Genomic DNA, 22,245 nt, shown 5'->3' with positions numbered 1-22,245 from the left:
CATGTTGCTTGCTTTTGATACCTCCAGTGCGGCGGTGACCGTGGCGCTCGCCGATCCGGTGAGTGGTGAGATTCTGGCGTCGTCCACGACGGTCGACGCCCTACGGCATGGCGAGTTGCTCGCACCTGCGATCGCATCTGCGTTGTCGGCGGCTGGTTGTACGCCGCGCGACCTCACGCGGATCGCGGTCGGCGTCGGGCCTGGGCCGTTCACCGGGCTGCGGGTCGGACTCGTGACCGCCCGGACGATGGCCGACGTACTCGGGATCGAGGTCGCGGGCGTGTGCAGCCTGGACATCCTGGCGCGGCAGTCGTCGCTGGCGCTGCCGGTCGCGGTCGCGACGGATGCCCGCCGCAAGGAGATCTACTGGGCTTTGTACGACGGCCCGGCCGCGGACGGGAGCCGGCGTCGCCTGGAGGGACCGGCGGTGGACAAGCCGGCCGACGTCGCACAGGTGCTGTCGGGTCTGCCGGTGATCGGGCGCGGTGCTGTGCTCTATGCGGATGCGCTTCAGGCGGAGGCGTCTGACTTGGAGTACCCGTCGGCCGAGGTGCTGGCTGCAGGTGTGGCGACTGGGACGCTCGAGGTGGTCGCGCCGGAGCCGCTGTACCTGCGGCGGCCGGACGTGACGATGTCCGGCGGGCCGAAGAGCGTGCTTCCCAAGTGAGACCTGCGATTCGGGCGGCTCGCGCGGAGGATCTGACCGCTCTGGCTGCGCTGGACTCGTTGTGCTTCGGGTCGGAGGCGTGGAGTACGGTCGCCTGGACGACGGAGTTCGAGCGGCTGTCCGAGGACCGGGTGATCCTGGTCGCCGACGTTGGTGATGTCGTCGGGTACGTCGTACTGCTGGTGCCGCCGGTTTCGCTGGATGTGGTCGAGTTGCTGCGGATCGCGGTGACGCCGGCCGAGCGCCGTACCGGGATCGCCGGGCAGTTGATGACGGCGGCCCTGTCGAAGTGCGCCGGCCGGACGGTGTTGCTGGAAGTTGCTGCGGGCAACGATGCGGCGGTGGCGCTGTACGGCGCCTTCGGGTTCGAGGAGATCAGCCGGCGGCGCGGGTATTACGCCGGTGGCGAGGATGCGGTGATCATGCGGTGGCGGGAGGAATTGTGAACGAGCCCCTGATTCTGGGGATCGAGACTTCGTGTGACGAGACCGGGGTCGGGATCGTGCGCGGGCAGACGTTGCTCGCCGACGCGATCGCGTCCAGTGTCGAGGAGCACGCCCGGTTCGGCGGCGTCGTACCGGAGGTGGCGAGCCGGGCTCATCTCGAAGCGATGGTGCCGACGATCCGGCGCGCGTGCGAGACCGCCGGGATCAAGCCGACCGACGTCGACGCGGTCGCGGTGACGAGCGGGCCTGGGCTTGCCGGTGCGTTGCTGGTCGGAGTGGCCGCGGCCAAAGGCCTGGCGCTGTCGCTGGACAAGCCTTTGTACGGCGTGAACCACCTCGCGGCGCATGTAGCTGTCGACACGTTGGAGCACGGCGATCTGCCCAAGGGGTGCGTCGCGATGCTGGTGTCGGGCGGGCACTCGTCGTTGCTCGCGGTCGAGGACATCACCGACGGCGTGCAGCCGATGGGCAGCACCATCGACGACGCGGCGGGGGAGGCGTTCGACAAGGTCGCGCGGGTGCTGGGGCTGCCGTTCCCGGGCGGTCCATATATCGACAAAGCGGCGCGGGACGGCGGGGACCGGCTCTATGTGACGTTCCCGCGCGGGTTGACCTCGCAGCGGGATCTCGAGCGGCACCGGTTCGACTTCTCCTTCTCCGGTTTGAAGACCGCGGTCGCGCGCTGGGTCGAGGCACGGCGGCGCGACGGCGAGGACGTGCCGGTGAACCACGTCGCCGCAGCCTTCCAGGAGGCGGTCTGCGACGTGCTGACCCGCAAAGCGATCGACGCGTGCAAGGACCGTGGCTTCGAGCACCTGCTGATCGGCGGCGGGGTCGCGGCCAACTCCCGGCTCCGCGCGATGGCCGAAGAGCGTTGCTCCGCGGCCGGGATCGCCGTACGGGTGCCGCGTCCTGGGTTGTGCACCGACAACGGTGCGATGGTCGCGGCGCTCGGTTCGGAACTCGTCCGGGCCGGAAAGGCGCCGTCGCCGCTCGGGCTGCCGGCCGACTCATCGATGCCGATCACGGAGGTACTGAACAAGTGAGATGGACCGGGCCGGACGGCTTCGAAGCTGACGACGATGTGGACCGCGTTGATGTCGACGTGGTGCACGGCTTCTTGAGTACGTCGTACTGGGCACCAGGCATCCCGCGGGAGGTCGTGGCGCGGTCGATTGCCGGTTCGCTCAACCTGGGTGTGTACGCCGCGGACGGCTCGATGGTGGCCTTTGCCCGCATGGTGACGGACCGCGCAACCTTCGCCTGGCTGGCCGACGTTTTCGTGCTGCCGGACCACCGCGGCTACGGGCTCGGCCGTTTCGTCGTCTCCACGCTGCTGGACCACCCAGACCTGAAGGGCCTCCGCCGCTTCATGCTGTCGACCCTGGATGCGCAAGAGCTCTACCGCAAATACGGTTTCACCGAACTGGTAGACGAAGGCCCGAGCCGCACCATGCTCATCCGCAAGGACCCAGCCGAGATCTACGGCGGGAACTGAAGCTTGCGGCTGCAGCGCGGGGAAGGGCGCGGCAGCGGACAGAGGCCTGGGGTTGGAGCGACCGCTTGATCCCCAGGTGAGCGGCCAGCGGCAGACCGGTTCTGGTCTGGACTCTGCCCGAGTGAGGTGAACGGGTGACTTCGGTAGCGTGACGGTCAGTCGACGTACGGCTCCTCAAACCGTACGTCGACTTAGTGGCGGATCCCCGGGAGTGTGCAGCAGCAGACGCAGCACCTCGCCTGCCGGCAGATCCCCCGGGGACCCGCACGCGAGATCGATCATATGTTCGAGTGTGCTCCCAGCGCAAGTTCCAGTCTCAGGGGACTCGACGACACGAATAGGCGACTGCGTCGCGGCCGATTCGGGTGACGATCAGGGTGGCGGCGGTGGAGCCCTTCGGGGCGAGCTTCTTGCGTAGCTGCGCCGGGTCGAGATCGACGCCGCGCTTCTTGATCTCCAGCGTGCCGATGTCTTGCGTGCGTACCCAGGACCGCAGCGCCTTATCCTTGTAGGGCAGCTCTTCGATCACCTCGTACGCCGATGCCAGCGGCGTCGGCACCAACGCATCAGCGGTCACGTAGGCGATCCGCGGATCCAGTAACCACCCGTCGACCGCGGCAGCCACGGCCGTCACCAGTCCCGCCCGCACCACGGCTCCGTCGGGTTCATAGATGTACGCCGCCACCGGGCCGGTCGAGGCCTCCGGTGCCTCGCTGACACCCACCCCACTGGGCAGCAACGTCGCCCGCCGAGCACTACCGCCGTACAGGCTCCCCGACCACAGTGCGGCCTCCTTGACCTCACCCGCGTCGCTGACCCACTCCGCCTCCACCCCATCCGGTACGGCGTCATGCGGGATGCCGGGCGCGACCTTCACGCACGCCGTACGCGTCAAGAGCTCGGTGACGAAGGACCACGGCGGTGAGTAGGCGTTGTGGTCGAACACGCGCCGGCCATCCGCCCGCCGCGCCGGATCTGCGAACACCACGTCGTACGGCGTGACGTCGACGGACTCTGCATCGCCGACGACCACCTCACCGGGCAGTCCAAGTGCGGTCAGGTTGGCGCGAGCCGCAGCAGCGGTTGCTGGGTCGCGCTCGACGCCGACGACGCGCAGACCGGCACGTGCGGCACTGATGAGGTCGCCGCCGATGCCACAGCCCAGGTCGACCAGAGTGCTTCCTGGCAGCTTGGCTGCGATGCGCTGTGCGCGGTGAGTGCCGACAGTGCTTCGGGTCGCCGGCTCTAGCCCGTCCGGAGTGAAGTACATCCGCTCTGCGTCGTCACCGAACTTGGCGACCGCCCGGTGGCGCAGTGAGGCCTGCGTGACCGCAGCAGTCACCAGCGCTGCGTCGTACTGGCGTCTGAGCTTCTCGACCAGTTGGAGTTCCTGGCCGGGCTGGTAGCTCGCACAGGCCTTGGCGAGCACTTCGGCGCCTTGCCCGTCCAGCAAGCTGCTGACTGTCACCCCGTCACTTTAGATGGGGCTGTAGCAGCCTGTGCTCCAGCTTCTGGTGCCCATGGAGTACATGCGCCAGTTCATCGCGGAGCGGGTCTTGGGGCCGTAGATGCCGTCCACGGCCAGCTTGTGCCTTTGCTGGACCAGCTTGACGACCGCGCGGGTGTTGCTGCCGTAGATGCCGTCGACTGTGAGCTTGCTGCCGTAGCAGTAGTTCAGGTTGCGCTGCAGGACTCGAATGGCGGTGTCAGGGTCGCCGTACACGGTGGAGCCGCGGTGCGGGTCGTCGCCGTACATGAGGTTGCAGTTAGTGCTGGTGCTGCCGTAGACGGACGGCACCGGGATGCCCCAGGTGCTGTTGATCGTCACGAGTCGTGCGGCCCGGCACTGCGGCAACGCCGCCGCGGCCTGGGTGTCTGCCGACGTACGCGCGGAGTCGGTCGTCGCCTGAACCGCGGGGGCCTGCTTCGGTGGAGGCGCAGCGGCCGGTGCTTCATTACTGGGAGCGGCCTGGTCCTTCGATGCGCCGGCGGCGACGGCTCCGACGGAGAGCGCGCCGACGGCGGCGAGGATCAGGACAGTCCGGGGGGACGGTTTGCGCAGAGAGGGAAAGCTGAAGGCCATGGACTCTCCTCGGGCACCCGGTCCCGGGGCGGCCGGGACGCCGTACAGACCAAACGGTCCCATGCCGAACCCCGATCGGCCCAGCGTTTGACCACAAACCGTGTGCGGGCGATCACCGGACTTGCGCGAGCTTCTGGCACTCGAGTTGACCGAGTGCTAAAGGCGGCCTAGATTCGGTGTTGGCACTCTCCATGGGAGGGTGCCAACGGCCCGGCCCCTGACCCCCGCGACGGCAGGTACCGCGGCCACCTCGAACCACAGACAAGCGAATCGACCGTGGAGGTCAGCAAGTGTCGGTCACGATCAAGCCGCTCGAGGACCGGGTCCTCGTCGCGCCGCTCGAAGCCGAGCAGACCACGAAGTCCGGCCTGGTGATCCCGGACACCGCCAAGGAGAAGCCGCAGGAGGGCGAGATCCTCGCCGTCGGCCCCGGGCGGATCGACGACAACGGCAACCGTGTTCCGCTGGACGTCGCCGTCGGCGACAAGGTCATCTACTCGAAGTACGGCGGTACCGAGGTCAAGTACGACGGCCAGGACTACCTGATCCTGGGCGCCCGCGACATCCTCGCAGTCGTCAGCAAGTGACGACCTCAGGGCGGGTTCCCTCGGCCCCGGCCGGGACGCGCCCTGCCCGCTGTTCCTGACTGACACCGCCCTGGTGCCGCTCACCGGCGGTACTGGGGCGGAGTCGGTCCGGGGCAGCGGCTGTGTCAATTGCTGAACGCATTAGATATTCAGAGAGGGACTGGTTTTTTCCATGCCGAAGATCCTCGAGTTCGACGAGAACGCGCGGCGCGCGCTGGAGCGCGGCGTCGACAAGCTCGCGAACACGGTGAAGGTGACGCTGGGGCCGAAGGGCCGCTACGTCGTCCTGGACAAGAAGTGGGGCGCCCCGACCATCACCAACGACGGTGTGACCGTCGCCCGTGAGGTCGAGCTGGACGACCCGTTCGAGAACCTTGGTGCGCAGCTGGCCAAGGAGGTCGCCACCAAGACCAACGACATCGCCGGTGACGGCACCACCACCGCGACGGTGCTGGCGCAGGCGCTGGTGCACGAGGGCCTGCGAGCCGTCGCCGCCGGGGTCAACCCGATGGGCCTGAAGAAGGGCATCGAGGCGGCCATCGAGGCCGTGTCGGCCAAGCTGATCGAGACCGCCCGGCCGGTGGACGACAAGGGCGACATGGCCCACGTCGCCACCATCTCCGCCCGGGACGCCGAGATCGGCACCCTGATCGCGGACGCGTTCGACAAGGTCGGCAAGGACGGTGTGATCACCGTCGAGGAGTCGAACACCTTCGGGACCGAGCTCGAGTTCACCGAGGGCATGCAGTTCGACAAGGGCTTCATCTCGCCGTACTTCATCACCGACGCCGAGGCCGGCGAAGCGGTGCTGGAGGACCCGTACATCCTGATCCACCAGGGCAAGATCTCCGCCATCGCGGACCTGCTGCCGCTGCTGGAGAAGGTCGTGCAGTCCGGCAAGACGCTGCTGATCATCGCCGAGGACGTCGAGGCCGAGGCGCTGTCCACCCTGGTGGTGAACAAGATCCGCGGCAACTTCACCTCCGTCGCCGTCAAGGCGCCGGGCTTCGGTGACCGCCGCAAGGCGATGCTGGAGGACCTGGCCGCGCTGACCGGCGCGCAGGTCGTCGCCCCCGAGGTCGGCCTGAAGCTGGACCAGGTCGGTCTGGAGGTGCTGGGCACGGCCCGCCGGATCGTGGTCAGCAAGGACAACACCACGGTGGTCGAGGGCGCCGGCAAGTCCGACGACATCGACGCCCGGGTGAACCAGATCAAGGCCGAGATCGAGCGCACCGACTCCGACTGGGACCGGGAGAAGCTGCAGGAGCGGCTGGCCAAGCTGGCCGGCGGCGTCTGCGTGATCAAGGTCGGCGCGGCCACCGAGGTCGAGCTGAAGGAGAAGAAGCACCGGATCGAGGACGCCGTGTCCGCGACCCGGGCCGCGATCGAAGAGGGCATCGTCGCCGGTGGCGGCTCCGCCCTGGTGCACGCGGCCGCCGTACTGGACAAGGGCCTGGACCTCGAGGGTGACGAGCTCGCCGGTGTCCGGATCGTCCGCAAGGCGATCGTCGAGCCGCTGCGCTGGATCGCCGAGAACGGTGGCTACGAGGGTTACGTCGTGACCGCCAAGGTCGCGGAGCTCGAGGTCGGCAGCGGCTTCAACGCCGCCACCGGCGAGTACGGCGACCTGCTGGCGCAGGGCGTGCTGGACCCGGTCAAGGTGACGCGCTCCGCGCTCGCCAACGCCGGCTCCATCGCCGCGCTGCTGCTGACCACCGAGACCCTGGTGGTCGACAAGCCCGAGGACGAAGAGCCCGCCGCGGCCGGTCACGGTCACGGTCACGGCCACTGACCCTCAGGTCACAAGCAATACAACACTCACACCGCCCGGCCGGTCCCCCGACCAGCCGGGCGGTGTTTGCTGTTACTGCGCTGGGTTTTCTGTACTGCGGAGTCCGAACCAGCGGGTAGTTACTAATCGTGATCAAAATCTTGAGGTGATCACAAATTGCCACTTTGCAAGGAGGGGTGAAGGCCATACCATCTTGGAGGCTGACCGGTCCGACACGAGGGGGCGAGGGGTGACCGAGGTCCAAGTACCGCACACCCACGACCGGGTCGAGCTCAGGGATCTTGCTGCGCTAGCCAGCGCCGGGGACCGGACAGCTCTCAACGACCTGCTCACCAGGGTGCGCGCTGTGGCGCACCGTTATGTGCGGTCCCGTTTGTGGACCTATCCAGGCGGCGCCGACATGGTCGATGACGTCGCTCAGGAGGTCTGTGTCGCGGTGTTCGGCGCGCTCAGCCGGTACCGTGATGAGGGGAGGCCGTTCGAGGCCTTCGTCTACGGCATCGCGGCCCGCAAGGTCGCCGATGCCCAGCGTGCGTTCGCGGTGGCCGACGTTTCGACGCCGGACCTGCCGGACGGCGCGGACGAGTCACCGACGCCGGAAGAGCACGCGGTCCGGAGTTCGGAGGTCCAGCACATCATGGGCCTGCTCGAGAGGTTGCCCGAGAAGCTGCGGGAGATCCTGCGGCTTCGCGTGGTAGCGGGGATGTCAGCCGAGGAGACCGGCCGGGCACTGGGGATGACACCGGGGGCGGTGAGGGTCGCACAGCATCGGGCGTTGACCACGCTCAGGGGGTTTGTGGGGCATGAGGAACAGGTGGAACGAGGAGCAGGGGAGGGGCATCATGGCTGAACGTTTCGACCTCGACGCGATCGACGCCGATGACGCGCTGCTCGACCTGCTGGCCGCCGGTGGGGAGTCCGCCCGTACGGCGGGCGAGCACGACCCGGCCTTGAAGCTGCTGGCCGATCTGCGGCTGGCGGTGGAGGTCGAGGACGAGCTCCCGGTGGAGACAATCGACGACCCGGAGAGCTTCCTGGCGCGTTGCGCCGCGCTCAACCCGGTGATGGACCCGTTCGCCCGCAAGATGGCGACCCGTGGTCTGGCACTGAGTGTTGCCGCGGTGGCCGCGCTGTCGGTCTCCGGGGTGGCCGCCGCCGTCACCGGCGACCCGTTGTCGCCGTACGAGAAGGTCATCGAGAAGATGGTCGACGCGGTCAGCCCGCGGACCAGCTTCCCGAAGGAGAAGCTCGACGGCATGCCGGTGGTCGACAAGACCAAGATCGTCAAGGTCGCCAAGAACTACAAGACGCAGCAGGAGGAGAAGGCCGCCGCCAAGGAGGCGGAGCAAGCCGTCGTTCCGCCGGCGAGCGTGGACGGCGCACTCAAGCCGCCGCTGGCCCGGCCGCTGGTGGTGCAGAAGCCGGCGCTGATCGAGCAGCCCGTCACGCCGGTGACCACCGCGCCGGCCGAGGAGCCGAACAAGCCGGCCGACGACCCGACCACGGAGCCGACCGCCGACCCGACGACGGAACCAACCACGGAGCCGTCGTCCGAGCCGACCACCGAGCCGTCGGACCCGCCGGCCACCACGCCGCCGCCGAGCAGCGAGCCGACGTCGGACCCGACAACGACGGATCCGACCACCGACCCGACCATGACGCCGACGACCCAGCCGAGCAACGGCGAGACGGGTACGGAGTCGGGCGAGACGAGCACTGGTACCAACACCGGCAAGGACTCCGGGACGAACACTGGTGAGACCAGCACCGGCGAGACCGGCGCGGGCTCCAGCACGAGCGCCGACTCCGGGACTGGCACAGGCTCGAACACCAGTGCCGACTCCGAGACCGCTCCGTCGAGCAACCCGACCACGGTGCCGAGCGCGGACAGCGGCTCTGGCTCGGAGACCAGCGCCGACCCGAGCTCGGACTCGGGCTCGGCCGACTCCGGTCAGGCCGAGGAGACGCAGCCGGCCGAGGAGCCCGCGAACCCGCTGGGCGACCTGGTCGACAAGGTTCTCGAGCCGGTCCTGCCGACGCCGACCGGTGAGCCAGTGGAGGTGCCGAGCGCCGAGGAGTTCTTCGGCAGCACCGCGAAGCACTCCAGTGGCAAGGTGTCGACCGGTTCGGTGAAGACGACGTACCCCACTGGAAAGCACTCCAGCGGTCAGTACGCCGAGGGCAAGCACGCCGCGATCGACCGGACCCACGGCTCGACCGAGTCGCCGGCACTGCTCCAGATCCTCGACGTGGTCAACAGTCCGACCAACTGATCCAAAGATCCGGCCCGGGGAATCGCTCCGGGCCGGATGTGCCGGTTCCCGGCTGACGTCGTACGCGGGCTGTGACGGTTCCGCAGCAGGGCTGTGGACAGGCGATTCGGGCGCCCTGGGGCGGGCGGCATACGATGGTGTTCCGATCTCGCCGTGCAAAGGTGCCTGTTTTCCCCATGGACATCACACCCGCTGGAGTTCCCGACAAGTTCGCCGTCCTCGGCCTCACCTTCGACGACGTGCTGCTGCAGCCCAACGAGTCCGACGTCATCCCGTCCGAGGCCAACACCCGGTCCCGGGTGAGCCGCAACATCGAGGTGAACATCCCGCTGCTGTCCAGCGCGATGGACACCGTCACCGAAGCCAGGATGGCGATCGCGATGGCCCGCCAGGGCGGCCTCGGCGTCCTGCACCGCAACCTCTCGATCGAGGACCAGGCCCAGCAGGTCGACCTGGTCAAGCGCTCCGAGTCCGGGATGATCGCCCAGCCGATCACCATCGGCCCGGACGCGACCATCGGGGAGGCCGACGCCCTCTGCGGGCAGTACCGGATCTCCGGTGTGCCGGTGGTCGACAACGCCGGCGTCCTGGTCGGCATCGTGACGAACCGGGACATGCGGTTCGAGAGCGACTTCTCCCGCCCGGTCCGCGAGGTGATGACCAAGCAGCCGCTGATCACCGGCAAGCAAGGCATCTCCGCCGACGACGCGATGGCGCTGCTCAGCCGGCACAAGGTGGAGAAGCTGCCGCTCGTCGACGACGCGGGCAAGCTGACCGGCCTGATCACGCTGAAGGACTTCGTCAAGCGCGACCAGTTCCCGCTGTCCACCAAGGACGGCACCGGCCGGCTGCGGGTCGGTGGCGCGATCGGCTTCTTCGGTGAGGCCTACAAGCGGGCGATGACGCTCGTCGAGGCAGGCGTCGACGTGCTCGTGGTGGACACCGCGCACGGTCACTCCCAGGCCCAGTTGGAGATCATCCGCAAGCTCAAGGCCGACCCGGCCACCCGTGGCGTCGACGTCGTCGGAGGCAACGTCGGGACCCGCGCCGGCGCCCAGGCGCTGGTCGACGCGGGCGCGGACGGCGTCAAGGTCGGCGTTGGCCCAGGCTCGATCTGTACGACGCGAGTCGTCTCCGGCGTCGGCGTACCGCAGGTCACCGCGATCTACGAGGCCTCGCTGGCGTGCAAGCCGGCCGGAGTCCCGGTCATCGGCGACGGCGGCCTGCAGTACTCCGGTGACATCGCCAAGGCCCTCGTGGCCGGTGCGGACACCGTCATGCTCGGGTCGCTGCTGGCCGGGTGCGAGGAGTCGCCGGGCGATCTGGTGTTCATCAACGGCAAGCAGTTCAAGGCCTACCGCGGGATGGGCTCGCTCGGCGCGATGCAGTCCGGCGGCCTGCGCAAGTCGTACTCCAAGGACCGCTACTTCCAGAGCGACGTGGGCAGCGACGAGAAGCTGATCGCCGAGGGCGTCGAGGGCCAGGTCCCGTACCGCGGCCCGCTGTCCGCCGTCGCCCACCAGTTGATCGGCGGCCTCCGCCAGTCCATGTGGTACTGCGGCTCCCGCACCGTCCCCGAACTCCAGGAAAAGGGCCGCTTCGTCCGCATCACCTCAGCCGGCCTGCAGGAATCCCACCCCCACGACATCCAAATGACCGTAGAAGCCCCGAACTACTCCGGCCGCTAAACCACTCACCTGCGAACACCGCTTGCGTGGCGGGCGTTTCGGAGGTCGGGGAGGCGTGACAGTAGGCTGAGCCCATGACCGAGATCGAGATCGGCCGCGCGAAGCGTGGCCGGCAGGCGTACGCGTTCGACGACATCGCGATTGTGCCGTCGCGGCGGACGCGAGACCCCGAAGAGGTCTCGGTCGCCTGGCAGATCGACGCGTACCGGTTCGAGCTGCCGATCCTGGCCGCGCCGATGGACTCGGTGATGTCACCGGCCACCGCGATCGCGATCGGCAAGGCCGGCGGGCTCGGCGTACTCAACCTCGAAGGCCTGTGGACCCGCTACGAGGACCCCTCGAACCTGCTGGAGGAGATCACCTCCATCAGCAGGGAGCAGGCGACGCACCGGCTGCAGGAGATCTACTCGGCCCCGATCAAGCCCGAGCTGATCTCGCAGCGGGTGCAGGAGATCCGTGACTCCGGGGTCACCGTGGCGGGTGCGCTCTCGCCGCAGCGGACCAAGCAGTTCGCGAAGCACGTCGTCGACGCGGGTGTCGACCTGTTCGTCATCCGCGGTACGACGGTCTCCGCCGAGCACGTCTCCGGCCAGGCGGAGCCGCTGAACCTCAAGCAGTTCATCTACGACCTCGACGTACCGGTCATCGTCGGTGGGTGCGCGACGCACCAGGCCGCGCTGCACCTGATGCGCACCGGGGCGGCCGGCGTACTGGTCGGCTTCGGCGGCGGCGCCGCGCACACCACCCGCAAGGTGCTGGGAGTGGCAGTGCCGATGGCGTCTGCGGTGGCTGATGTCGCCGCGGCGCGCCGCGACTACATGGACGAGTCCGGCGGCCGGTACGTGCACGTCATCGCCGACGGCTCGGTCGGCCGGTCCGGCGACGTGGCGAAGGCGATCGCATGCGGCGCCGACGCGGTGATGGTCGGTTCGCCGCTGGCCCGGGCGAGCGACGCGCCCGGCGGCGGCTACCACTGGGGTGCCGAGGCCTGGCACGCCGACCTGCCCCGCGGTGAGCGCGTCGAGGTGGGCGTTACCGGCACTCTCGAGCAGATCCTGTTCGGCCCGTCCTGGGTCCCGGACGGCACCATGAACCTGGTCGGCGCGCTCAAGCGGGCAATGGCCACCACCGGCTACACGGAGCTCAAGGAGTTCCAGCGTGTCGAGGTCGTCGTCGGGTGAGGACCGGCGTACTGCTCCTGCATGGCTCGAGCGGTACGCCTGACCTGGAGCGCAAAAGGCTGCTGGAGGCCGAGGGGTACGACGTACTCGCGCCGAAGTGGTTCGAGCAAAGGATCAGCGAGATCCCGCTGGAGTCGTTCCCGCTGGACGAGTTGGCTGAGCGCAACGACCGGGTCGTCGCGATGGGCATTTCCCGGGGTGCCGAGGCCGCGCTCCTCCTGGCGACTCTCGACCAGCGGATCGACGCGGTGATCGCTATCTCGCCGAGTGCTTACGTCTGGGGCTGGAACGAGAGCGGCGTACAGACGTCCGCATGGACTTGGCAGGGCGAGCCGCTGCCGTTCGTACCGTACGACCCCGACTGGGAGCCGGAGGACGATCCGCCGAGCTTCGTCGGCTGGTACCGGCAGAGTCTCGAGAGGTACGAAGCCGAGGCTGCCCGCATCCCGGTGGAGCGATTCAAGGGTGACCTCTTGCTGATCGCCGGAGGTGACGATCGGGTCTGGCCGTCGGTCGAGTTCGCAGAACTGATTGCCTCCCAACGTGCGGCCCGGACGGTGATCGTGGCCGGGGCGGGGCACCGGCCGTTGTTCCCGGGGGAGCAGCCCAAGTCCGGCGGTCAGTGGATGGCGCGGGGTGGGTCGGACGAGGCTGACCGCGAACTCGGTGCACTCGCGTGGGAAGACATTCGCCGAGTCCTCACCGGTTGAAGCCTTCTGGAAGGATTGCCGCATGGGATGGTTCAGCCGACGCGAAGACACGGACAATGTTGCCCTTGCCGCGGCGCGGGCGAGACTCACCTCCGATGATGTGGATCAGATCCGGTTCCTGATCACCACGAAGAAGGCTGTGCACGCGGTCAAGCTGGTCCGCGACCGGACCGGCCTGGACCTGAAACACGCCAAGGGACTCGTCGACGACATCCGCCTCGGGCGCTTCGTGCCGCCCACCACGGACACACCGGTCGTCCGCCGGCCCGGCACCAACCTGGCCGAGCGCACCCGTGCCCTCAAGGCTCAGGGTGAGCTCCATCAGGCGACCGCCCTGGTCGTCTCCGAGACAGGCATGACCGAAACCGAGGCCGGCCTGTTCGTCGGCGCTCTCAAGACGGATCTTCAGGACTCCTAGGGCTTCCAGCGGGGGTCGCGGCCGAAGGCGCCGAGGAGCGTGTCGGCAGGGTCGGTGAACCCCTCGACGCGGTCGGCGATGGCGCCGCCGCCGCGATACAGCTCCTCGCGCTCCGCGAACCAGGTGGCGACCTCGTCGACCAGGTCCGGGTCCAGCCGCGGTTCGGCCCCGATGGCGGCGGCCAGATCCCAGCCGTGAATGAGGTGGTCCGCGGCCAGTTGGAGCAAGTACTCGGGCGCGTCCTCGTCGCCGTACGACAGATGGACCTTGCTGGTCGGTTTGGCTGCCGCGTCCTGGGCTTCGCGCGCTGCGGCGGTGGCGGCGCCGACGGGGTCGTCGCCGAGCAGGTCGCCGTCGAGTGAGTCGCCGACGTCCGCGATGGTCTTGCCCTCCATCAGCGGCGCGACCCAGCGCTCCTCACCGACGACATGGTTCACCAGCGCGCGGACGTCCCAGTCCGAGCATGGCGTGGGTGCCGACCACTGGTCGGGTCCCACCTCGTTGACCAGACTCGCGAAGTTGTCCACAGTCCGGTTGTGCAGTTCCACCACGTCCATAGGAGTTCCCCCTCTCAGCGTCAGCGTCCGCCCGGGGAGGACGCTGAGTCAACGGCCGAGCTGGAGTTGCTGCGCTGCCTCGTGGGCATGTTGGGAGGCGGTGAGGTCCCCGGTGGCGGCGAGCAGGTCGCCGTGGTGCCGGTAGCAGGCGCCGGCCAGGTCCTTCATCACGAAGTCGTCATCGGTGAACGGGATGAGCGCCGTCGCGACCTCCGCACACCAGCCGGCCAGGTCGAGCGCCATCTCGGTCTTCCCGGTGCGGTAGTACGCCTCGGAGATGTCGAGCAGCAGCTGCGCCCAGATCGGTGCGTAGGTGCTGGTCTCGTACCGCATCCGGTGCGACTCCCGCTCGGACGAGATCGCGAACAGGTAGTGCGATTCCAGCCCCAGCGTCAGCGCGGTCTCCACGTCCTGCGGCATCAGCGGGCGGACCAGCTCGGCCAGCTCGCTCGCCCTGACCGCCGCCGACTCGGGGTCGGTCCGGCCGGACACCGTCGCCAGCGTCATCCCCGGCGCCGGCTCGCTCAACGCCAGCAGCCGGTGGTACTGCTCGAACGGCCCGAGCTTGATCTCCGCGTTCTCCAGCGCCTGTACGAGCCTCAGCGGCAGACCCCGGTCAAGTTCCTCGGTGACTCGCGCGGCCGTCTCCGCATCGGTGGCGTACGCCGTACGGAGGGACTCCTCGCCTTCCATCACCCGGCCGACGATGCTGAGGTGCTTGCCCTTCCGGGTCAGCGCGGCAACCAGCGTGCGGAGGTCCGTCGCCGACTCGGAGTCCGCGAGCGTGTCGGCGGTGGTAAGCCCGATCTCGTCCGCCTCCAGCGCCAGGTCGAGTCTGCCCTCGGACGCGTGTACGTCGGCCGACACCGCAGTCGCCGAGCACAGATACCGCGCGTACGAGAGGGACTGCGGGCTGTCGTTGATCTGGTCGGCGAGCTGCAGGAACAGCTGCGTCGCCGCGTCCGCCGATGCGACCGCCAGCGCGGGGTCGCCGTACCGGCGCAGGATGAGCGCGTTCATCGCCAGTACGCGCGCGAAGTCCGGCTGATGCTTCAGCCCGTCGCTCCCGCCGACGAGCTGCCCGTACGCGATCACCGCGCCGTCCATCTCCAGTACGGCGGTAGCCCCGCGACCGCGATGCGCCTGGGTCATGGCCCGTCGCGCCCGGATGTCGGCCAGGAAGGAGGTGGCGTCGAGCAGACCGGCGTCGTGCAGCTCGGTGTAGCCGAGCTGGGCCCCGTGCAGCGCGGCGAGCGCCTCCTCGTGCCGGCCCGACGCGTTCAGCGAGCCGGCCAGCTCGTAGTGCGTCGCGGCCATCAGATGCTTGGCCTCGTAGTGATCCGGGTGCCCCTCGGCGCGCTCCCTCGCCAGCTCGATGACCCGTTGCTGGTAGGGCCCGGCCTCGTCGGCACGGCCTTCCTCGATCAGCACCTGGGCTGTCTGCAGAGCTTCGCCGAGCTCGTCCTCAGGAGGCGTCCAAAGCCCCCCGCTGTCCACCATCTTGACGTTCCACCCCTTCGCAGGTTCAACCGATCACCTTAGTGCCCGAGAGCCGATAACTCTTAGGGCTGACACGACGAAGTTCCAGTACTGACAGCTTGAATTACTGACAGGTAGCCTGGGGGAATGAGCGAGCAGACCTCGATTCCGGCTGACCCTGAGCTCGACCCGACCGCGTCGTACGCGACCGACCAGTCGGTCGTCCGCCGGCTGTCCGGTCTGCTGCGCGCCTCGGCCGGTGTGAAGACCGTCTACGCACCCGCTACAGGGCAGCCGATCGCGACCGTGCCCGTGTCCAGCCCGGACGACGTCGTCGCGGCGGTGCGATCCGCGCGTAGGACGCAGCAGAGCTGGCGCTCGGTTCCGCTCGCCGAGCGGGCCGCGATCCTGCTCCGGTACCACGACCTGGTGCTGGACCATCGGCACGAACTCGTGGATCTGGTGATCCGCGAGTCCGGCAAAGCCCGCAAGCAGGCGTTCGAGGAGGTCGCGCACGTCGCCATGACGGCCCGCTACTACGGGCGCAAGGCGGCGGAGTTCCTCGAGCCGCAGCGGAAGTTGGGCATGTTCCCGATCCTGACCCGGGCCGAGCAGCGGTTCGTGCCCAAGGGCGTGGTCGGCATCATCTCGCCCTGGAACTACCCGCTCAGCATGGCGATGGCCGACGGGATCCCGGCCGTGCTCGCGGGCAACACCGTCGTACACAAGCCGGACAGCCAGACGCCGCTGACCGCGTTGCGGGCGATCGAGTTGCTGTACGACGCCGGCCTGCCGCGCGAGGCCTGGCAGCCGGTGAACGGCGACGGTCCGACGGTCGGCGGCGCGATCATCCAGAACACCGACTACATCTGCTTCACCGGGTCGACCCGGACCGGCCGGCTGGTCGCGCAGCAAGCCGGCGAGCGGCTGATCGGCTGCAGTCTGGAGCTCGGCGGGAAGAACCCGATGCTGGTCCTGCGGGATGCCGACATCCATCGCGCCGCGGAAGGCTCGGTCCGGGCGTGCTTCTCCAGCGCCGGCCAGCTGTGCGTCTCGATGGAGCGCCTGTACGTCGCCGATCAGGTGTACGACGCCTTCGTCACGGCTTTCGTCGATCGGGTCAAGAAGCTCCGGCTGTCCGCGGGGACCGGCTGGGACGTCGACATGGGCTCGCTGATCTCGAAGGCGCAGCTGGAGACCGTGACCCGGCATGTGGAAGACGCTCGCGCCAAGGGAGCCGTCGTACTCGCGGGTGGCAAGGCTCGGCCAGATCTCGGGCCGCTCTTCTACGAGCCGACCGTACTGTCCGGGGTGACGCCGGAGATGGAATGCTTCGACAACGAGACCTTCGGGCCGGTGGTGTCGATCTACCGGTTCTCCGACGAGGCTGAGGCGATCCAGCGCGCGAACGAGGGCGAGTACGGGCTGAACGCAAGCGTCTGGACCCGAGACGGCAAGCGCGGCCGGGCGGTCGCGGCGCAACTGGTGGCCGGGACAGTGAACGTCAACGAGGCGTATGGCGCGACGTTCGGCTCGATCGACACCCCGATGGGCGGGATGCGGTCCTCCGGGCTCGGCCGCCGTCAGGGCGCCGAGGGGATCCGCAGGTACGTCGATCCACAGGCGATCGCGACCCAACGAGTCCTTCCGATCGCGGCGTCACACGGTCTGTCGGACGAGACGTACGCCGAACTGATAACCGGAGCCCTGCGGGTATTGAAGAAGCTGGGCCGCCCATGAGTTTCGACTATGACGTTCTCGTCATCGGGTCGGGCTTTGGGGGCAGTGTTTCGGCGCTGCGGTTGACCGAGAAGGGGTACAAGGTCGCCGTACTGGAGGCGGGGGCTCGCTTCGAGGACCCAGGGTTCGCGAAGACGTCGTGGGACATAAGCCGGTTTCTCTTTGCGCCGCGCTTCGGCTGGTACGGGATTCAGCGGATCAGTGCGCTGCGGGACGTGATCATCCTGTCCGGAGCCGGCGTCGGCGGCGGCAGCCTCGTCTATGCCAACACGCTTTACGAGCCGCTGCCCGTGTTCTACACCGACCGGCAGTGGGCGCACATCACCGACTGGAAGGCCGAGCTCGCGCCGTACTACGACCAGGCCAAGCGGATGCTCGGCGTCACGACGTACCCGCACTTCACGCCGGCCGACAAGGTGATGAAGCAGGTCGCGGACGACATGGGCGTTGGCGATACGTTCCACCCGACCCCGGTTGGTGTGTTCTTCGGTGAGCCCGGAGTCGAGGTCGACGACCCGTACTTCGGCGGCGCCGGACCACGTCGTACCGGCTGCATCGACTGCGGCGAGTGTATGACCGGCTGCCGGCACAACGCGAAGAACACGTTGACCAAGAACTACCTCTACCTGGCCGAGAAGGCCGGTGCGGAGGTTTACCCGATGACAACGGTTACTTCGGTCGAGCAGCTGCCGAGCGGTGGGTACGCCGTCGACACCCGCCGTACGTCGAATCGGCGTTCGGTACGGCGCTTCACCGCGCAGCAGGTGGTCTTCGCGGCCTCGGCCCTCGGTACGGCGAAACTCCTGCACCGGCTGCGGGACGAGGGCAAACTGCCCCGCCTGTCCGACCGGCTCGGCGTCCTGACCCGGACCAACTCCGAATCGTTGCTGGGGGCAATCTCCAGGGACCGGGACGTCGACTACAGCGTCGGCGTCGCGATCACGTCGTCGTTCCACCCGGACGACATCACCCACATCGAGCCGGTCCGGTACGGCAAGGGCAGCAACGCGATGTCGCTGCTGCAGACCGTGCTGACCGACGGGGACGGCGACCGGCCCCGGTGGCGGACCTGGGTGCGCGAGCTCGGCCTGCAGCGGAAGAACATCCGCCGGCTGTACGACCTGAAGCACTGGTCCGAGCGGACCGTGATCGCGCTGGTGATGCAGACCGCGGACAACTCGATCACCACCTTCGGCAGGCGGGACCGGCTCGGCCGCTGGCGGCTGACCTCGAAGCAGGGGCACGGCGCGCCGAACCCGTCCTGGATCCCGGTCGCGAACCAGGTAGTGCGGCGGATGGCGAAGCTGATGAACGGTACGCCCGGCGGCACCATCGGGGAGCCGTTCAACGTGCCGATGACGGCGCACTTCATCGGCGGCTGCGCGATCGGCGACTCACCCGAGACCGGCGTGGTCGATCCGTACCACCGCGTCTACGGGTACGACGGCCTGCACATCCTGGACGGGTCGACGATCTCGGCCAACCTCGGCGTCAACCCGTCGCTGACGATCACCGCGCAGGCCGAACGGGCGCTGTCGTTCTGGCCGAACAAGGGTGAGGACGACAGTCGTCCTTCGCTGGGGGAGGCTTATCAGCGGGTGCAACCGGTGAAGCCGCGGCGACCCGTCGTACCGGAAGAGGCTCCCGGAGCCCTCCGGTTGCCGATCGTGGAGATCACCAAGAAGCAGACTGTGACGAAGCCGTAACACAACCACGATATTCAGCGAGTTTACCTAAAGCTGCCGGGGTTATTGGACGGCAAAAGCGAAGAAACCTCAGCGCCCAGGGGCTGAGGCTATCGGGCGGGCAAAGGAAAAGACCTCAGCTGCGTGCTGAGGTCTTCGAAAAGTGCTGGAAAAGGGAGCAGGTCCCTCGGGAACGTTTCCGCCCAAATCGTTTCCCGAGGGACCCACTCAAGCCGGGGTGAGGCGCCCGGCGCTTTGGGATCGGGTCACCAACCATAGCTGGCGACCCGAGCTCTTGGTCACTACCTTACATCCGATTCCAGGAGTTTCGAGTGCTCGCGAGTGGTTGTGACCACTCTGCGTGCCGATCGTAATGATCGGCTATTCAGTTGCTCCAAGTAACCGGGTGGCGGTCTTCCTTGCGGTAACCGCCTCTGCACACATCAACGAGCCCTTGCACAGGGGGTTACGAGGTTCCCCAGAAAAATCCAAAAAGTTTCCCCGACAGTGCGGAGAGTGGCTGAGCACGGAGGGTGCAGAGTTGCTGGCGCAGGTCGCCGCCCGGTGTCGCACGTGACGCCCCTCGCAGAGACATCGCGCCTTGCTGGCTTACTGTGGGCCGACCGTCAGATGAGGTGGGAGAACGATGAGCGACATCCTCGAGGTGGCCCGGGAGCAGGTACTGGAGCAGGGCGTCGGGCTTTCGCAGGACCAACTGGTCCAGGTGCTGCAGTCGCCGGACGACCAGCTGCCCGAGTTGCTCGCGCTGGCCCATGAGGTGCGGGTGAAGTGGTGCGGCGAGGAGGTCGAGGTCGAGGGCATCATCTCGCTGAAGACCGGCGGCTGCCCGGAGGACTGTCACTTCTGTTCCCAGTCCGGCCAGTTCACCTCGCCCGTACGGTCGGTCTGGCTGAACATCCCGGAGCTCGTCGAGGCCGCCAAGGAGACCGCGAAGACCGGTGCGACCGAGTTCTGCATCGTCGCCGCCGTCCGCGGTCCCGACCAGCGACTGATGTCGCAGGTGAAGGCCGGTATCGAGGCCATCAACGCCGAGGTCGACATCAACATCGCGTGCTCGCTCGGCATGCTCACCCAGGAGCAGGTCGACGAGCTCAAGGCGATGGGTGTGCACCGCTACAACCACAACCTCGAGTCGGCCCGGTCGTACTTCGGTGATGTCGTGACCACGCACTCTTTCGAGGAGCGCTGGGAGACCTGCCTGATGGTGCGCGACTCGGGGATGGAGCTGTGCTGCGGCGGTCTGGTCGGGATGGGTGAGTCGCTGGAGCAGCGCGCCGAGCTCGCCGCGCAACTGGCGGAGCTCGACCCGCACGAGGTCCCGCTGAACTTCCTCAACCCCCGTCCCGGTACGCCGTTCGGCGACATGGAGGTCATGGACGGCAAGGACGCGCTGCGCACCATCGCCGCGTTCCGGCTCGCGATGCCGCGGACGGTGCTCCGGTACGCCGGCGGCCGCGAGCTGACCCTGGGCGACCTGGGCACTCGCGACGGACTGCTCGGCGGTATCAACGCCGTCATCGTCGGCAACTACCTGACCACGCTGGGCCGCCCGGCGACCGCGGACCTCGACCTGCTGGCCGAGCTCAAGATGCCGGTCAAAGAGCTTCAAAAGACCCTGTGAGTGAGTCGTACTGCGGCCACTGCGGCCGAGAGTTGGCCGACGGCAGTCACGAAGACTGCCGTCGGGCTCTCGCTCTGGAACCACCCCGCTACTGCGCTCAGTGCCGCCGCCGGATGATCGTCCAGGTCCATCCGATGGGCTGGTCGGCCCGCTGCTCAGTACACGGCGAGCTGTCGAGTTAACGTACGGCGTCGGACGCCGCCACCACGTCGACCAGACCGTGTCCCTTGTCGTACGACGTACTCCCGCCCCGCGGATCCGCCTGGTACGCCGCGCCGTCGCCGTACTGGTGAGCAGTCGAGATCAGCGCGTTCTCGATCTGGGCCGGTGTCGCCGACGGGTTGGCCTGGAAGAGCTGGGCGACGATGCCGGCGATGTGCGGTGCGGCCATCGACGTACCGCTGATGGTGTTGTAGTTGCCGCCGTCAACAGGAGCGAGTCCGGTCGAGCAGACGGGCAGGTAGATCCGGCAGGACGAGGTGATGTCCTCGCCGGGAGCGGAGAGGTCCGGGTAGGTCGAGAGCGTTCCGTTCAGGCCGCGGGACGAGAAGTCCGAGATCTTGCCGTCTCGCGTGCCGGTGCCGAGATCGTTGTACGAGGCAACAGACAGGATGCCGCCAGTGGGGTCTTGGCCTGGCGGGTTGGTCAGCGACGTGGTGCCGTCACCGCCATCGTTGCCTGCGGCCCATACCGTCACGACGCCGTCGCCCGCGAGGGCTCGCTGGAGTTTGACGGTTGCCGAGTTGGGATCGAATGCACCGCCGCCGGACGGGCCGTACGAGTTGTTGGTGACCTTGATCGGCGGGCAGGTGCTGGCCGGGACGCCGGCACCACATGGTGCGGCGTGGTTCTCCAGCACCCAGTTGAGCGCCGCGTCCGCGCCGACGATCAGCAGTACGGCGCCGACCGAGATGTCGACCAATGACGCGCCTGGCGCGGCACCGTGCATCTTCGTGCCGTCGGGCAGGGTGACCGGGCGTCCGGCAACGATGCCGTTGACGTGCGTGCCGTGGCCGCCGCCCGACAGCAGGTCGGTGTCGACCGAGCCGGCGTCGACGGGAAGGCAAAGGGTTTCAGTCAGCGGATCGCAGACGACCTTCAGGTTCTTCACCACCGCCGAGCTGCCGTCGGCGTTCTTGAAGAACGGATGAGTCGGGTCCACACCGCTGTCGATCACGGCGACGCTGACGCCACGCCCGTCCAGCGGCTTCCCGTCGGCGCCGGTCCGGGTGGCCGCGGCCTCCGCGCCGCGGGTGGCGATATTCGACGTCGAGAGGCTGGTCGTGATCGGCTGGTTGCCCTCGAGGTAGGTGACGCCGGGTTGGGTGCGGGCGGCAAGGATCTGCGATCGCGTGCCCTCGGCAACCACCACACCGATCCGATCGTACGACGTCAGTTGCCGCAGGCCACTGGCTTTGACCGCCTGCTTGGCTGCGGCGAGGTCGGTGCCGTGGACAAGGACGGTGGCGCGCTGCTGGAGCAAGGGGAGGGACGCGAGCCGGTCGAGTTGGCGGCTCAGGAAGGCCTGCACGGGTGCGGGCGTCTCCTGGGCGGCGTGGACCGGCGTACTCGCGGAAGCGGCGAGCAAACCGGCCGCGGCTGCCGCGGCGAGGATGCGGGGCTTGGATCTGAAGATGGAGCGCATGCGGATCTCCTCACGGTGGGCGATGACCCGCAGCGTCCGGACGGGGACACAAAGTTACGGGTCGGTAGAAATGTAGAACCTCGGCGCCCGGATTGAGAAGAGGTTGCGAGACCTTGGCCACCCACAGGCCCCCCGCGGGCAGTCAACGATTACC

At 68.2% G+C, this 22,245-nt stretch carries 21 protein-coding genes; 16 read left to right on the top strand and 5 right to left on the bottom strand.

All coding sequences use genetic code 11. The features are described from left to right. Position 1: 1 nt before the first annotated feature. The 4 genes from tsaB to EV646_RS15170 are packed head-to-tail and all read left to right on the top strand — an operon-like array spanning position 2 to position 2,611. Complete coding sequence (tsaB, locus tag EV646_RS15185; RefSeq protein ID WP_132148838.1) at positions 2–667, top strand: tRNA (adenosine(37)-N6)-threonylcarbamoyltransferase complex dimerization subunit type 1 TsaB; 666 nt, start codon at positions 2–4, stop codon at positions 665–667. Beyond that, positions 664–1,113, top strand: a complete 450-nt coding sequence (locus EV646_RS15180; protein WP_132148836.1) for a GNAT family N-acetyltransferase — start codon at positions 664–666, stop codon at positions 1,111–1,113. Before tsaB ends, EV646_RS15180 begins: the two co-directional genes overlap by 4 nt. Continuing rightward, complete coding sequence (gene tsaD / locus EV646_RS15175; RefSeq protein ID WP_241995962.1) at positions 1,110–2,159, top strand: tRNA (adenosine(37)-N6)-threonylcarbamoyltransferase complex transferase subunit TsaD; 1,050 nt, start codon at positions 1,110–1,112, stop codon at positions 2,157–2,159. Before EV646_RS15180 ends, tsaD begins: the two co-directional genes overlap by 4 nt. Next, positions 2,156–2,611, top strand: coding sequence for a GNAT family N-acetyltransferase (locus tag EV646_RS15170; protein ID WP_132148834.1), 456 nt, complete (start codon positions 2,156–2,158; stop codon positions 2,609–2,611). Before tsaD ends, EV646_RS15170 begins: the two co-directional genes overlap by 4 nt. 316 nt (positions 2,612–2,927) lie before the next feature. Here the strand turns inward: EV646_RS15170 and EV646_RS15165 are convergent, their stop codons facing one another. Continuing rightward, complete coding sequence (locus EV646_RS15165) at positions 2,928–4,079, bottom strand: class I SAM-dependent methyltransferase (RefSeq protein WP_132148832.1); 1,152 nt, start codon at positions 4,077–4,079, stop codon at positions 2,928–2,930. A 9-nt stretch (positions 4,080–4,088) separates the two neighbouring features. Further along, a complete protein-coding gene (locus EV646_RS15160) occupies positions 4,089–4,694 on the bottom strand; it encodes a peptidoglycan-binding domain-containing protein (protein WP_132148830.1) in 606 nt (201 codons plus the stop codon). Positions 4,695–4,984: 290 nt separating this feature from the next. Here EV646_RS15160 and groES point away from each other — a divergent pair, with 290 nt between their 5' ends. The 8 genes from groES (at position 4,985) to EV646_RS15120 (ending at position 13,343) form a co-directional block, all read left to right on the top strand. Next, positions 4,985–5,281, top strand: a complete 297-nt coding sequence (groES, locus tag EV646_RS15155; protein WP_130384566.1) for a co-chaperone GroES — start codon at positions 4,985–4,987, stop codon at positions 5,279–5,281. Positions 5,282–5,453: 172 nt separating this feature from the next. Continuing rightward, positions 5,454–7,073: a chaperonin GroEL gene (gene groL / locus EV646_RS15150; protein WP_132148828.1), complete on the top strand. Its 1,620-nt coding sequence runs from the start codon at positions 5,454–5,456 to the stop codon at positions 7,071–7,073. A gap of 229 nt (positions 7,074–7,302) precedes the next feature. Continuing rightward, positions 7,303–7,923, top strand: a complete 621-nt coding sequence (gene shbA, locus EV646_RS15145; RefSeq protein ID WP_132148826.1) for an RNA polymerase sigma factor ShbA — start codon at positions 7,303–7,305, stop codon at positions 7,921–7,923. Further along, positions 7,916–9,346, top strand: coding sequence for a hypothetical protein (locus EV646_RS15140; RefSeq protein ID WP_132148824.1), 1,431 nt, complete (start codon positions 7,916–7,918; stop codon positions 9,344–9,346). The genes shbA and EV646_RS15140 overlap by 8 nt, the downstream gene beginning before the upstream one ends. A 176-nt stretch (positions 9,347–9,522) precedes the next feature. Beyond that, positions 9,523–11,034: an IMP dehydrogenase gene (guaB, locus tag EV646_RS15135; RefSeq protein WP_132148822.1), complete on the top strand. Its 1,512-nt coding sequence runs from the start codon at positions 9,523–9,525 to the stop codon at positions 11,032–11,034. Positions 11,035–11,108: 74 nt separating this feature from the next. Beyond that, positions 11,109–12,215: a GuaB3 family IMP dehydrogenase-related protein gene (locus EV646_RS15130; RefSeq protein WP_132148820.1), complete on the top strand. Its 1,107-nt coding sequence runs from the start codon at positions 11,109–11,111 to the stop codon at positions 12,213–12,215. After that, positions 12,212–12,925: an alpha/beta fold hydrolase gene (locus tag EV646_RS15125; protein WP_132148818.1), complete on the top strand. Its 714-nt coding sequence runs from the start codon at positions 12,212–12,214 to the stop codon at positions 12,923–12,925. Before EV646_RS15130 ends, EV646_RS15125 begins: the two co-directional genes overlap by 4 nt. 22 nt (positions 12,926–12,947) lie before the next feature. Beyond that, on the top strand, positions 12,948–13,343 hold the full coding sequence (locus EV646_RS15120) for a hypothetical protein (protein WP_132148816.1): 396 nt from the start codon (positions 12,948–12,950) through the stop codon (positions 13,341–13,343). Here EV646_RS15120 and EV646_RS15115 read toward each other — a convergent pair. Both EV646_RS15115 and EV646_RS15110 read right to left on the bottom strand, forming a co-directional pair. Then, on the bottom strand, positions 13,340–13,900 hold the full coding sequence (locus tag EV646_RS15115; RefSeq protein ID WP_132148814.1) for a TIGR03086 family metal-binding protein: 561 nt from the start codon (positions 13,898–13,900) through the stop codon (positions 13,340–13,342). The two genes, EV646_RS15120 and EV646_RS15115, sit on opposite strands and share 4 nt — an antisense overlap. A 48-nt stretch (positions 13,901–13,948) precedes the next feature. Continuing rightward, positions 13,949–15,400: a hypothetical protein gene (locus tag EV646_RS15110; RefSeq protein WP_132148812.1), complete on the bottom strand. Its 1,452-nt coding sequence runs from the start codon at positions 15,398–15,400 to the stop codon at positions 13,949–13,951. A 126-nt stretch (positions 15,401–15,526) separates the two neighbouring features. On the opposite strand from EV646_RS15110, the gene EV646_RS15105 reads away from it, so the two are divergent. From EV646_RS15105 to bsaP, 4 genes are all read left to right on the top strand, one after another. Further along, on the top strand, positions 15,527–17,119 hold the full coding sequence (locus EV646_RS15105) for a succinic semialdehyde dehydrogenase (protein ID WP_132148810.1): 1,593 nt from the start codon (positions 15,527–15,529) through the stop codon (positions 17,117–17,119). Next, positions 17,116–18,825 carry a GMC oxidoreductase gene (locus EV646_RS15100; RefSeq protein WP_132148808.1) on the top strand — a complete coding sequence of 570 codons (1,710 nt, stop codon included), beginning with the start codon at positions 17,116–17,118 and terminating at the stop codon, positions 18,823–18,825. The genes EV646_RS15105 and EV646_RS15100 overlap by 4 nt, the downstream gene beginning before the upstream one ends. Before the next feature lie 625 nt (positions 18,826–19,450). After that, a complete protein-coding gene (gene bioB, locus EV646_RS15095) occupies positions 19,451–20,446 on the top strand; it encodes a biotin synthase BioB (protein WP_132148806.1) in 996 nt (331 codons plus the stop codon). Continuing rightward, complete coding sequence (bsaP, locus tag EV646_RS41130) at positions 20,443–20,628, top strand: biotin synthase auxiliary protein BsaP (RefSeq protein ID WP_132148804.1); 186 nt, start codon at positions 20,443–20,445, stop codon at positions 20,626–20,628. The genes bioB and bsaP overlap by 4 nt, the downstream gene beginning before the upstream one ends. Here bsaP and EV646_RS15085 read toward each other — a convergent pair. Next, on the bottom strand, positions 20,625–22,091 hold the full coding sequence (locus EV646_RS15085; protein WP_132148802.1) for a S8 family peptidase: 1,467 nt from the start codon (positions 22,089–22,091) through the stop codon (positions 20,625–20,627). The two genes, bsaP and EV646_RS15085, sit on opposite strands and share 4 nt — an antisense overlap. Between the last annotated feature and the right edge of the window lie 154 nt (positions 22,092–22,245).

Origin of the sequence: Kribbella antiqua (genome assembly GCF_004345665.1) — a bacterium.
Lineage (GTDB): Bacteria > Actinomycetota > Actinomycetes > Propionibacteriales > Kribbellaceae > Kribbella > Kribbella antiqua.
Note: the sequence above shows the minus strand (reverse complement) of the source record. Positions and strands in the feature narration are given on the sequence as shown.

Excerpts from the sequence above, each read along its gene's own strand:
- EV646_RS15105 (WP_132148810.1), top strand. The coding sequence starts at position 15,527 with ATGAGCGAGCAGACCTCGATTCCGGCTGACCCTGAGCTCGACCCGACC.
- EV646_RS15130 (WP_132148820.1), top strand. The coding sequence starts at position 11,109 with ATGACCGAGATCGAGATCGGCCGCGCGAAGCGTGGCCGGCAGGCGTAC.
- bioB (WP_132148806.1), top strand. The coding sequence starts at position 19,451 with ATGAGCGACATCCTCGAGGTGGCCCGGGAGCAGGTACTGGAGCAGGGC.
- EV646_RS15085 (WP_132148802.1), bottom strand. The coding sequence starts at position 22,091 with ATGCGCTCCATCTTCAGATCCAAGCCCCGCATCCTCGCCGCGGCAGCC.
- EV646_RS15100 (WP_132148808.1), top strand. The coding sequence starts at position 17,116 with ATGAGTTTCGACTATGACGTTCTCGTCATCGGGTCGGGCTTTGGGGGC.
- guaB (WP_132148822.1), top strand. The coding sequence starts at position 9,523 with ATGGACATCACACCCGCTGGAGTTCCCGACAAGTTCGCCGTCCTCGGC.
- tsaB (WP_132148838.1), top strand. The coding sequence starts at position 2 with ATGTTGCTTGCTTTTGATACCTCCAGTGCGGCGGTGACCGTGGCGCTC.
- EV646_RS15160 (WP_132148830.1), bottom strand. The coding sequence starts at position 4,694 with ATGGCCTTCAGCTTTCCCTCTCTGCGCAAACCGTCCCCCCGGACTGTC.
- groL (WP_132148828.1), top strand. The coding sequence starts at position 5,454 with ATGCCGAAGATCCTCGAGTTCGACGAGAACGCGCGGCGCGCGCTGGAG.
- EV646_RS15110 (WP_132148812.1), bottom strand. The coding sequence starts at position 15,400 with ATGGTGGACAGCGGGGGGCTTTGGACGCCTCCTGAGGACGAGCTCGGC.
- EV646_RS15120 (WP_132148816.1), top strand. The coding sequence starts at position 12,948 with ATGGGATGGTTCAGCCGACGCGAAGACACGGACAATGTTGCCCTTGCC.
- EV646_RS15140 (WP_132148824.1), top strand. The coding sequence starts at position 7,916 with ATGGCTGAACGTTTCGACCTCGACGCGATCGACGCCGATGACGCGCTG.
- EV646_RS15115 (WP_132148814.1), bottom strand. The coding sequence starts at position 13,900 with ATGGACGTGGTGGAACTGCACAACCGGACTGTGGACAACTTCGCGAGT.